The following is an 11806-nucleotide window of genomic DNA, read 5'->3' on the forward strand; positions in this document are numbered from 1 at the left end:
AACCTCGCATTAAAGGTACCATCGGGGAAACCAATTTGCCTTCACTTTCGCTCGGCTTCCGCCTGGCCGTCATTATTCTTCTTGGCTCTCTTCTCACCGTAGCAGGCATTACGACCATAGCCTATCAGGCGCTTGTGGACGATTTCGAAACCCTGCTCACCCAGCAGCAGCTGAATGAGACCCGCCGGATTGCGAGCGAGGTGGACGAGCGACTGCAGCTGAAGCTCGACGTGCTGGCCGAATCGGCCGCCGCCATGACAGACGGTCAATCCCTGCTGTCCCGCAACGGCATTCAGGAACAGCTGGATCGCCAGCGCCTGTTAAGAGAGCTGTTTCCCGATGGCATCATCGTGTTCGACGATAAAGCCACGGCCATTGCCGAAAACTTTTACGTCGAAGGCAGGATCGGCACCAACTACGGAGACCGCGACCATTTCAGGCGGGCCATTCGCACCCGCCAGCCGGTTATCAGCCGGCCCATCATGGGTCGCACCACCGGCGTTCCCCTCATTTCTTTCGTTGCACCCATTGAGACGGATGATGGCGATCTTGTTGGCCTGCTGGGCGGCACCATCAACCTTGGCAAGACCAGCCTGATCCCCGAAGCAATGCGGAACCGCCTGCAGGACGAAAACGACATTTTCAAGGTGATTGATGTGGAGAACTTTCTCTACATCGAGGGCGGCCCGGTAACGGACAAACGCATTCAGTCGCTGCCATCGCCCGGCCAGGACCCGCTGGTCGACGCCGCACTCAGCGGGATTACCTTTGGCAATGTAAAGGACAGCCGGGGGCGTGAACTTATCTATGCCGCCAGTCACCTGGAGCGAATCGGCTGGATGTTCATCCGGGCGGTGCCATACGAGCGAGCCACCGCGCCGGCGCGGAGCTCCTTCCTGGAATTCGTTGGTATCAGTGCCGGTATCGGCCTGCTGATCGCGCTGTTCAGCTTCCTGGCCAGTCGGAGCGCGACCCTGCCCCTGGCACGAATCACAAGGGCCATTGAGTCCATGGCAAAGAATCCGGCCCGAGGGCAGCAACTGCCGGTGACCGGCAGCAGCGAGACCCGGAAGCTGGCAGCCGCCTTCAACGACCTGATGCGGGAACGCGATGCCATCAGCACCATGAAGGAAAACTTCGTCTCGAACGTCAGTCATGAACTGCGAACGCCACTGACCTCCCTGAACGGAGCCCTGCGTCTGCTGACGTCCGGAACCGCCGGCGCCCTGCCCGACCAGGCCCGGGAAATGACAGAGCTTGCGGCCAGGAACGGCGAGCGCCTGCAACTGCTGATTTCCGATCTCCTCGATTTCAACAAGCTCTCCGCAGGCCAGATGAAAGTCAGCCTGTCGCCCCAGCCACTGGCACCGATTCTGGAAGCCACAATCGCCAGCCAGGCCGCCCTCGCCGAAGAGCATGAGTTAAAGCTGGAAATTAGTGGAGATACCCATCAGACCGTTCTGACCGACCCGAACCGGTTAAGACAGGTTCTGGACAACTTCGTGAACAATGCGATCAAGTTCTCGCCACCTAATCGGACGATCACTGTCAGCACCCAAAGAACCGGGCCGGACCACACCCGGATAACGGTGAGCGATTCCGGCGAGGGCGTGCCCGCCCATTTTGAGAAGTCGCTTTTCCAGCGGTTCTCGCAGGCCGAGGTGGGCGCCGCAAAATCGATCAAGGGCACCGGGCTCGGATTGGCGATCTGCCGCGAACTGGCCACGCTGATGCAGGGAACGGTTGGCTATTACTATGAAAGAGGCGCGAACTTCTGGGTGGAAATACCCAACGTTGCGCCAGCCGAGGATCGGGGCGCATGAAAACTCCCGCTTACCCCCAGGACGAGCATGCCCGCAAGCGGGCTCTGGATCGCACAGGGCTGCTGGATAGCTCGCCAGAAGAGCGCTTTGACAGGCTCACACGCCTTGCCAGTCGCGCTCTCGGCGTGCCGATAGCCCTCGTGAGCCTGGTGGACACAGATCGACAATGGTTCAAATCCCGGGTCGGCCTGTCCGCCAGTGAAACCGGCCGGGACGTGTCTTTCTGCGGCCACGCGATACTCAAGCGGGAACCACTGATCATTGAGGACACGCTTGCCGACCCGCGCTTTGCCGACAATCCGCTTGTGGTGGAATCTCCGTTCATCCGCTCTTATGCGGGGATGCCCGTCTGCGACAGCGAGGGGCATTGTCTGGGCACGCTCTGTGTTATCGATGATCAACCGCGTTCGTTCTCCGAGCGCGACAAGGAGACGCTCGCGGATCTGGCCAGCTGCGTGGAACATGAGATCAATCTTCTTGATGAATCCGACTATGTACAGGCCCTCAGGGACAGCGAACGCAGAGCCAACGCGATCATCAAGGGCACCCGGATCGGTACCTGGGAATGGAACGTCCAGACCGGCGAAACGGTGTTTAACGAACGTTGGGCCAACATCTGCGGCTATACCCTTTCCGAACTGGAACCGGTAAGCATCTCAACCTGGCTCGACCTGGCCCACCCCGAGGATCTGCAGGAATCGGAAAAGCGGCTGAACGCCCATTTCCGCGGCGAGCTGCCCGAATACGATTTTCGGTGCCGGATGAAACACCGCAATGGTCACTGGGTGTGGGTGCACGACCGCGGGCAGGTCATTGAGTGGACCGGCGACGGCAAGCCACTCATGATGTATGGCACCCACGCAGACATCACGACCGAAATGGAAAATCTCACGCGCATACAGCAGCAGAACCAGGCCCTCAGCAATCTCAACGAGCTGGCTCTCGATTACGACAGCGACGACGACAACCGAATCGAGAACGCCCTGCGCATGGGCTGTGAATTCCTGAACCTGCCCATCGGTATTGTCAGTGAGATCAACAGCAGCATCTATTCGATACGCTGGTTCGTTGCCCCCGAAGACGCGGGACTGCAGCGGGATATGAGATTCCCACTCGAGGAAACCTACTGTTCGATGCTGCTGGGTTCCAGAGAGAGTCTGGCGATACCTCACATGGCCCGGTCCAGGTACCGGGATCAGCGGTGTTACGAGGTTTTCGGGCTTGAAAGCTACATAGCGGCGCCAGTTACCGTTCGTGGCCAGCTGTTCGGAACCCTCAATTTTTCCTCTCCGGAGCATCGCGAGGAGGACTTTTCCAGCACAGAGATCACGTTTGTCACACTCCTTGCGCGCTGGGTTGCCAGTGTGCTCGAACAAAAGCTCAGCAACGAAATGCTGACCAAACTGGTGGAGCAGACGCCAGGGGTGCTTTACCAGTATCGCTGGTGGCCGGACGGGCGTTCGGCCTTCCCCTTCGCAAGTCCTCATATCCGGGACATCTATGGTGTTAGCAGTGAGGAGGTCAGGGAGGATGCCTCGGGGGTCTTCAGCCGGATTCATCCGGATGACCTGCCCACCGTCACTGAAACCATTGAGCAGTCTGCGAAAACGCTCGAAACCTGGACCTGTCAATACCGGGTGGGTAGCAGCTCGGACGGTTGGCGCTGGCTTGAGGGGCGATCAACGCCAGAACGCATGCCGGACGACAGCATCGTGTGGCACGGTTACATCGCAGATATTGATCAGTCCAAACGCACAGAACTCGCTCTGCAGGAAAGCGAGACCCAGCTTCGACGCCTGTACGAACTGTCGCCCATTGGAATTGCGCTGAACAACTACCTGACGGGCGAATTCCTCGAGGTCAACGACGCCTTGCTCAGCCCCTCGGGCTATACCCGCCAGCAGCTCAAGTCCATGAATTTTCACGACCTGATCAAGCCGGAATCCGCTCCCCGGCTGAACCAGATTCTCGAGGAACTGAGGGATCATCAACGCTTTGGCCCCCATGAGCTTGAAATCTACCGGGCAGACGGGGGCAGCTATCCGGCGACCGTTCGCGGCATGAAAATACGCAACACCTCAGGCATCCCCCTGATCTGGACCCTTGTTGAGGACATCTCGGAACGCAAGCAGGTGGACCGGATGAAGAACGAGTTCATCTCGACCGTGAGCCACGAATTGCGCACCCCGCTGACCTCCATCTGCGGGTCCCTGGGCCTCCTCGAATCCGGCACGGCGGGCGTGCTCCCGGAAAAGGCACAGAACCTGGTCACCATTGCCCACAGAAACAGCGAACAACTGCAACAGCTGGTGGATGATCTCCTGGACATGGAAAAACTGGTTTCGGGCAAGATGGGCATTGATCGGAAACCCGGCCGCGTTACCCCGATCATCCATGATGTAATCGATCGGCTGCAGACATACGCTACACGGAGGTCGGTCAGGATCGCTCTCGATACGCCCTTCCCGGATGAGATGGTAATGGCCGACGCACGCCGCCTGGCCCAGGCACTCACAAACCTGCTGTCGAACGCGGTCAAGTTTTCGCCCGAAAACGGACAGGTGGTGGTCAGGGGCAAATGCGAGGGCACACGCTTGCGACTCATGGTTATCGACCATGGCTCGGGAGTACCGGAGGAGTTCCGTCAGCGAATCTTCGAAAAGTTCGCGCAGGCCGACAGTTCAGCGACCCGGGGCAAACGGGGCACAGGCCTGGGCCTTGCTATCACTCGGGAAATCATGACCCAGATGGGGGGTGACGTGGGTTTCGAGTCTGTCGCCGGCGAAGGCTCGACTTTCTGGCTGGATCTGGAGAGGGCACCCGAATAGATGGCCATCAGAACCCGGACCAGAGGTCTGCTGTCATTGGTGTGGGCTGCCCGGATGGGCGTACTCGTGCTAATGGCCACCGTCGCCGTACTGATCGACGATGTGCTGACTGAACGACACCGTTACGACGTGCGCCAGCAATGGCAAACCGGGCTCAACGACCTCGGACTCAAACTGCAAAGCACCATCCTCCAGAACGTCCAAACCGTGTGGGGCCTCGCCGCGACGGTTTCCGTCAAACCGGACATCCGGGAAACGGAATTCCGCCAGCTGGCATCGGTCATTTTCGACCTGGCACCACAGCTCCGAAACATCGGGCTGGCGCCCGATCTGACCATTCGCAACATCTATCCTCTGGAAGGCAACGAGGCGGCCCTGGGCCTGGATCTCACCAGAAACAGTCTGTCGCCGACCCAGATACAGACCCTGGTGGAATCCAAAACGGCTCTGTTCAGCGGCCCCATCGACCTGGTGCAGGGCGGGAAGGGCATGGCCGCCCGAATTCCCATTTTCGAGCAGGACACCGACCGGTTCTGGGGCGTCATTTCCGTGATTCTCGATCTTGAACGGCTGTATCGGGAAGCGGGGCTGGATCGCTTCGAAGAATCAGGGCACCTGGCACTCTTCAACAACCCCGAGTCTGCACCTGCCACCGCCTTTTACGGCGATACGAACGCCGAGTGGCATAACCCGGTCGACCACGAACTGACCATGCCCGGCATCAACTGGCAACTGCTGGCCGAACCCAGTGACGGCTGGCCCCGCCATCCCCAGTCGCCGTGGATGGTGCGCGGTCTGCTGGCGATTTCGGTACTCGTGGTGTTTGCAGGCACCTGCTGGCTGACCAGCCTCCTGCTGCGGGATTTCCAGATGCAGCGGCGCTTCTGGGGCCTGTTCGAACTTGCGCCTTTCGGCATCGGGCTCTATTCGACGGAGACCGGCGGGCTTCTGCGCAGCAACAACAGTTTTGACGATATGTTCGGCAAAAGCGCCAACGATCTGGCCTTCTTTCGCTCCGGCTGCGACCGGGCGGGCAGGGAGCGACCGGAGGGATTCGACATCCTGTACATGCTGCGGAAAAACCTCCGTTTCACTGGCCTGGAAGGTTATTTCCCGCTACCCGAGGCGGGGCCGACACCCTTGCTGCTTCATGGCCTGACACTGGACTCACCCAACGGCGAACCGGTCATCTGGCTGATCGCGGAAGACCTTTCCGAGAAGAAAAAGGCGGAGCGGGTCAAGAACGAGTTCATCTCAACCGTCAGTCATGAATTGCGAACACCTCTGACCTCCATCGCCGGTTCTCTGGGCCTCCTGGCTAATGAAGCGGTTGGAGAGCTTCCGCCGCAGGCGGCACGGCTGGCCGAAATCGCTCACAGGAATACCCTGCAGCTGACGTTTCTGATCAATGATCTGCTGGACATCGAAAAGCTGATGGCCGGCAAACTGGAATTTGCCGTCACTGACTGTCCGGTCGAGCCCCTGGTTCGGGAATGTGCCGAGCAGATCGAGAACTTCTCGGAAGAAAAGCGGATCAGGCTGACTATTGGTCACCTCGACGCGGTGGTCGTGAAGGCAGACGCGGCAAGGCTGTCCCAGGCGCTGAACAATCTGCTGTCCAACGCCATCAAGTTTTCCAGGCCGAACGATCCTGTCGAGATATACACAGAGGTGTCTCCAGACACGGTGCGCATCTGTGTCAGGGATCAGGGGCCCGGGGTGCCGCTGGAATTCCACGACCGGATCTTCGAGCGATTCTCACAGGCCGACTCGTCGGACCGGCGTCTGAAGGGCGGAACCGGGCTGGGCCTGGCGATCACGCGGGAGCTGATGCGCGCGATGAGCGGCGACGTTGGATTTCACTCGGAGCCCGGCGCCGGCGCCTGCTTCTGGCTCAGCCTGCCACTGAACAGACCGGCGGTTTCCTGAGGTTTCCAGGCGCGGGGCCAAACCGCCGGCCAAGCTGGTTCAGGGGCCCATCAACCGTCCAGGCCCTCCAGGAGCCCCGCCATGTCGTCGGCATGCTCCTCTTCCTGGGCCAGGATGTCTTCCATGATACGACGCGACGTTGGATCCTGATCCCCGAGGTAGCGAGCTATTTCCCGGTAGCTGTCGATGGCAATCCGCTCGGCCACCAGGTCCTCCACAACCATATCCCGCAGGGTATCGCCCTCGACAAATTCAGCGTGAGCACGAGTCAGCAGACCCTCCGGTGAAAAGTTTGGCTTGCCGCCCAACTGCACGATGCGTTCCGCCAGCCAGTCGGCGTGCTGCTGCTCCTGCTCGGCATGCTCCAGGAACTCCTGGGCAGCCACCGAGGCGTTGATGCCGTCGGCCCGGAAGTAATGGCTCTTGTACCTGAGGGTACAGACAATTTCCGTGGCCAGCGCTTCGTTGAGAATATCCACCACATTGTCGCGATTGGCACCGTAGCCCTCGGTCAGGGCGCCATTCTCGATGTGCTTGCGAGCTCTTTCACGAAGGGTTTTTACATCGGTCAGAAACGGTTGATCGGTCATAGTCTCTCTCTCGTTTCCCAGAAATGAATGTTACAGAAGCCAGACCCCATGGCGGCAGTCCGCCATGGGTTTCTCGCCGGGCATTGTCCCGGGGTCATCAGGCTGAGCGCAGCATCTCCCGCACCACGTAATGCAGAATACCGCCATGCTTGAAGTAGACGGCCTCGTTCGCCGTATCGATCCGCGACTTCAACTCGCAGGTTTCGGTGGCGCCATCTTTGTATGTCACCGTCATGGTGAGCGTCTGTCCGGGCTTGATCTCACCCGACAGTCCCTCGATGGAGATAGTTTCCTCACCGGTCAGTTTCAGGCTCTTGCGGTCCGTACCTTCCGGGAACTGCAGGGGCATCACGCCCATACCAATCAGGTTGGAACGGTGGATACGCTCGTAGGACTCGGCCACCACGGCCTTCACGCCCAGCAGTCGGGTGCCCTTGGCGGCCCAGTCGCGACTGGAGCCAGTGCCGTATTCCTTGCCGGCAATGACCACGAGCGGCGTGCCCTGCTCCTGGTACTTCATGGCCGCATCGTAGATGGCCATCTGTTCACCGGTGGGCACGAATTTGGTGAAGCCGCCTTCCACGCCATCGAGCATCTCGTTCCGGATGCGGACGTTGGCGAAGGTGCCGCGCATCATCACCTCGTGGTTGCCCCGACGAGAGCCGTAGGAGTTGAAATCCTTCGGTTCAACGCCGTGCTCCTGCAGGTACTTGCCTGCGGGCGTGTCCGGCTTGAAAGAGCCGGCCGGGGAGATGTGGTCGGTGGTTACCGAGTCTCCCAGCAGGGCCAGGATGTTGGCATCCTTGATATCGTCAATGGGGTCCGGCTCTTCCTTCAGACCCTCAAAGAAGGGCGGGTGCTGGATGTAGGTGGACTTGTCGGACCACTCGTAGACCTTGCTTTCCGGCACCTTGATGGACTTCCAGGTGTCGTCGCCGTCGAAGACCTCGGCGTATTCCTTGCGGAACATGTCGGTCTTCACCTTCTCAACCGCCTCGGCGATCTCCTGCTGGCTGGGCCAGAGGTCCTTCAGGTACACCGGGTTGCCGTCCTGGTCGGCACCGAGCGGATCCTTCTCCAGGTCCAGGCGCACGTTGCCCGCCAGAGCATAGGCCACCACCAGGGGCGGCGACGCCAGCCAGTTGGTTTTCACCAGCGGATGCACACGACCCTCGAAGTTGCGGTTACCCGAGAGCACCGAGGCAACCGTGAGGTCACCATCGGAAATGGCTTTCTCCACTTCCTCGGGCAGCGGCCCGGAGTTACCGATGCAGGTGGTGCAGCCGTAGCCCACCAGGTTGAAGCCCAGCTCGTTCAGGTCGTCCTGGAAGCCGCCAACCCTGAGATAGTCGGTGACCACCTTGGAGCCCGGCGCCAAAGAGGTCTTGACCCAGGGTTTGGTTTTCAGCCCTTTGGCGACCGCCTTCTGGGCAATCAGGCCTGCGGCCATCATCACGCTGGGGTTGGAGGTATTGGTGCACGAGGTAATGGCGGCAATCACAACCGCGCCAGGGTCAAGCCGAGCCTGCTCGCCATTCATATGCAGCGGCTGACTGGATGGGTGCTCGAAATAGGCGTCCTGTGCGCCCACGGCGGTGCCACCGCCCTCGGACTCGAGATTGGCCTTGCGGCCCTCGCCCGGGCCTTCCGAGGTTTCCATCAACAACTCGAAGGAGGCCTTCATGTTTTTCAGGGCCACCCGATCCTGAGGCCGCTTGGGGCCGGCGAGGCTGGCCTCGACATCGCCCATGTCCAGTTCCAGGTTGTCGGTGTAGACCGGCTCATGGCCCGGCTCCCGCCAGAGCCCCTGGGCCTTGGCGTAGGCTTCCACCAGTTCCAGTTGGGCATCGTCGCGGCCGGTCAGGCGCATGTAGTTGATGGTCTGTTCGTCCACCGGGAAGAAACCACAGGTAGCGCCGTATTCCGGCGCCATATTGGCAATGGTGGCACGGTCGGCCACCGGCATGTCCTTCAGGCCGTCGCCATAGAACTCCACGAATTTGCCGACCACGCCTTTTTTGCGCAGCATTTCGGTAACGGTGAGTACCAGATCGGTGGCGGTGATACCTTCACGCAGCTTGCCGGTGATCTTGAAACCGATCACCTCGGGAATCAGCATGGACACCGGCTGCCCCAGCATCGCCGCTTCGGCCTCAATACCGCCAACGCCCCAGCCCAGTATGCCCAGGCCGTTGATCATGGTGGTGTGGGAATCGGTGCCCACCAGGGTGTCCGGGTAGGCAATCGTCTTGCCCTCGATGTCTTTCTGCCAGACGGTCTTGCCAAGGTACTCCAGATTCACCTGGTGGCAGATGCCAGTACCCGGCGGCACCACACGGAAGTTGTCGAACGCCTGCTGGCCCCAGCGCAGGAACTCGTAGCGCTCCTGGTTACGTTCCATCTCGATGGCCACGTTGTCCTTGAAGGCCGACGGATCACCGAACTTGTCGACCATGACCGAATGGTCAATCACCAGGTCCACCGGTGACAGCGGATTGATCATGGCCGGGTCCTTGCCCGCCGCCTTGACCGCCTCGCGCATGGCGGCCAGGTCGACCACGCCGGGCACACCGGTAAAGTCCTGCATTAGCACCCGGGCCGGCCGGAACTGGATTTCGGTCTCGGAATGGCGGTCTTTCAGCCACTGCACCATGGCATCGATGTGCTTGCGCTCAACGGTGGAGTCATCCTCGTTGCGCAGCAGGTTTTCCATCAGAACTTTCAGGGAGAAAGGCAGCCTGTTCAGATCACCCAGGGTGTCAGATGCCTTGAGCAGGCTGTAGTAGTGAAAGGTCTTGCCACCCGCTTCCAGGCTGGAGAGGGTGTTCAGACTGTCTTTGCTGAGACTTTCGGTCGACATGTGGTGCCTCCTTTTTCGTCGTTGTCCGAGCATTCCGGAAGGCGTTGACGAAGTCCTCTGTCATCATAGCGCCGGGGCATCGCCGAGTATGGGCACGAGACAGCCAGAGGAACTTCCGAGTGTGTAACCTCCTTTAACTATTGCAGCAATTAATGAGAGTTCAACCGCGCCGCGGTGAATGTTCGCCATCACCCCGGTGAATGTCAGACCAAGGTCGGAAGCCGGGATGACGACCACGGTCGTTCATCAATCGGGTCCGGTGCGGTAGCGATTGACCAGTTCATCGAGCGTTTCTGTTACCTGCTCCAGCCCCAGGGCCATCTCGCGCACCCGATCCGCTTCCTCGACCAGATCGCCATTGCGATTGGCAATGAACTGAATGTTCTCGTTGATCTGTGCCGAGGTGGCCGCCTGCTCCTCGGAGGCCGAGGCAATCTGGGTGTTCATCTGCGAGACCTCCCTGATGGCTGCCACCACGTCTGCCATGGCCGCCTCCATATCCTTCATGGCCCGGGTGGACTCGGCCGAACGGCTTCGTCCCATCTCCATGGAGGCGGTGGTCGCCTCCGCAAGGTCTTTCAGCTCGCCCACAGTCACCCGGATGTTGTCGGTCAACTCATGGGTTCTCCGCGAGAGAGTCCGGACCTCGTCGGCCACGACCGCAAAGCCCCGCCCCTGCTCACCGGCCCGCGCGGCCTCGATGGCCGCGTTCAGAGCCAGAAGATTGGTCTGCTCGGAAATGTCGTTGATCGACCCGACCACAGAAGCGATGGACACGACCTTCTGCCCAAGCTGCTCAACCATGGCAGTACTGCTGGCGAGGGCCTCGTTGGTTGCCTCGGTCAATCTGGACGCGTGGCCCACGGCCTCGCCTCCCCTGGAGGCCGCGTCGGACGCGTGATCGGCGGCATCTGAAGCCATCTGGGCATTGCCCGCAACATCCTGGATGCTGGACGACATTTCGTTCATCGCATCGGCCGCCTGTTCGGTCTGCACCTTCTGATCACTGGCGATGCGCGTGGCGGTATCGCTGACGCTGGTCAGGCCGTCGGCGTTCTCCCGCATACGGGACGACAGCTCCCGGAGGCGACTCACCAGCCCGACAAACTGGTCGAGCATGGCATTGAAAGACCGGGCAGTGACGCTCTCCCCGTCTTCGGCCAGCCGGCCGGTCAGGTCATGGTTACGGTCAAACTGCCGGACAACGTCGACGATACCCATGGCCTGGGACTGCTCTGAATGCATCCTGAGTGCGAAAAATACCAGGATAGCCGCCTCGAAGACCACGAAGGCCGCATGCAGGAAGGCCGTCGGCCAACTGGCACCATAATTGAAGACCACCAAGGGCATGCTGCCGATGGACGTTTCGGCCATTTGCAGCGCTGTAATCAACAAATGGTGGACCGCAATGGTGGCGGCAGCCACCACCACCGGCAGCCAGTCCCGGTAGATGATGACCAGCGCCAGGGCTGCAAAAATATGGAAATGCATTTCAATGCGGCCCAACTGCGCCTGGATCATGACGGCCGAAAACAGCATCAGGCACACGGCATTCAGGCAAGACAGTGCCCGGGACCCGCGAAGCGTGTAAAAGCCCACCAGACCAATCGCGCCCGCCACAATCGCGGCCAACACGGCAAAGAGAGCGGTGTCATACCCCAGCGGCACCAGCAGGCCGACCACAGGAATGTGGGCCAGCAGGAGCAACAGCATCTGTCGGTCGGTTCTTTCGCGAACCTCTACTGCGTAGGAATGGGAAACACGATCACTGCTCAT

Annotated in this window: 6 protein-coding genes; 3 read left to right on the plus strand and 3 right to left on the minus strand. The window is 60.3% G+C overall.

Translation table 11 applies throughout. The features are described from left to right. Positions 1 to 35: 35 nt before the first annotated feature. The 3 genes from AC0J1C_RS16400 to AC0J1C_RS16410 are packed head-to-tail and all read left to right on the plus strand — an operon-like array spanning position 36 to position 6580. A complete protein-coding gene (locus tag AC0J1C_RS16400; protein WP_473044843.1) occupies positions 36 to 1823 on the plus strand; it encodes a sensor histidine kinase in 1788 nt (595 codons plus the stop codon). Next, the gene (locus tag AC0J1C_RS16405) at positions 1820 to 4651 is read left to right on the plus strand and encodes a PAS domain-containing protein (protein ID WP_473044845.1); all 2832 of its coding nucleotides are present in this window, start codon (positions 1820 to 1822) and stop codon (positions 4649 to 4651) included. The genes AC0J1C_RS16400 and AC0J1C_RS16405 overlap by 4 nt, the downstream gene beginning before the upstream one ends. Further along, complete coding sequence (locus tag AC0J1C_RS16410; protein ID WP_473044846.1) at positions 4652 to 6580, plus strand: ATP-binding protein; 1929 nt, start codon at positions 4652 to 4654, stop codon at positions 6578 to 6580. Positions 6581 to 6630: 50 nt separating this feature from the next. Here the strand turns inward: AC0J1C_RS16410 and AC0J1C_RS16415 are convergent, their stop codons facing one another. The 3 genes from AC0J1C_RS16415 to AC0J1C_RS16425 all read right to left on the minus strand — a co-directional run bounded on the left by AC0J1C_RS16415 (position 6631) and on the right by AC0J1C_RS16425 (position 11806). Next, positions 6631 to 7170, minus strand: coding sequence for a ferritin-like domain-containing protein (locus AC0J1C_RS16415; protein WP_473044847.1), 540 nt, complete (start codon positions 7168 to 7170; stop codon positions 6631 to 6633). A 97-nt stretch (positions 7171 to 7267) separates the two neighbouring features. Continuing rightward, positions 7268 to 10030 (minus strand): aconitate hydratase AcnA, encoded by a 2763-nt coding sequence (gene acnA, locus AC0J1C_RS16420; protein ID WP_473044848.1) that lies wholly within the window; start codon positions 10028 to 10030, stop codon positions 7268 to 7270. Positions 10031 to 10276: 246 nt separating this feature from the next. Further along, positions 10277 to 11806 carry a methyl-accepting chemotaxis protein gene (locus tag AC0J1C_RS16425; RefSeq protein ID WP_473044849.1) on the minus strand — a complete coding sequence of 510 codons (1530 nt, stop codon included), beginning with the start codon at positions 11804 to 11806 and terminating at the stop codon, positions 10277 to 10279.

This window comes from Marinobacter sp. E2, assembly GCF_055755345.1.